The organism is Oleiphilus sp. HI0079, from assembly GCF_001635105.1.
The window spans coordinates 1-731 of sequence record NZ_LWFT01000464.1; the positions used below are offsets into that span (position 1 = coordinate 1).

Annotated in this window: 1 protein-coding gene; it reads left to right on the top strand. The window is 46.6% G+C overall.

The annotated features are described in order from the left end of the window. Window positions 1-568, top strand: a 568-nt coding sequence (gene hisF / locus A3750_RS06145; protein WP_068548096.1) for an imidazole glycerol phosphate synthase subunit HisF, incomplete at its 5' end; no start/stop codon positions are given. Between the last annotated feature and the right edge of the window lie 163 nt (window positions 569-731).

The window sequence follows — 731 nt, forward strand, 5'->3', positions numbered from 1 at the left end:
GATCGCCGAGAACGTCTTTATCCCTCTAACAGTGGGCGGGGGAATCCGTAAACTGGAAGATATCCGTAACATGCTTAACGCTGGTGCAGATAAAGTAAGTATTAATACGGCTGCTGTCTTTAATCCAGAGCTTGTTCGAGAAGCGGCTGAGCGCTTTGGGAGTCAATGTATTGTTGTTGCTATTGACGCCAAAAAAGTAAGTGGCCCCGAAGAGGAGCCGCGTTGGGAAATTTTCACTCATGGTGGTCGTAAGCCGACAGGTTTGGATGCTGTTGAGTGGAGCAAAAAGATGGCCGACTACGGCGCTGGCGAAATTCTGCTCACAAGTATGGATCAGGATGGTGTGAAGAGTGGTTATGACTTAGGCGTGACAAGAGCCATTTCAGAAGCTGTCTCTATTCCCGTCATCGCATCAGGCGGCGTAGGGAATTTGCAGCATTTAGCGGATGGTGTGACACACGGTGGTGCCGATGCTGTACTGGCTGCAAGTATCTTCCATTTTGGCGAACATACGGTTCAAGAAGCGAAAGAGTTTATGGCGGCTCAAGGTATAGAGATGCGTCTTTAAGCGAATAGTTTGCAAGGGCTCTTCTTGAATGACTTAAAAAAAACCGCTGGAGCTTGCGCTTCAGCGGTTTTTTTATATCTTATTGTTTTGCTCTACGATTTTTGTTTATTGTTGTTCTGCTTTTTCTTAATCGCGTCCGTGCGTCGTTTTACTACTCTAAGAG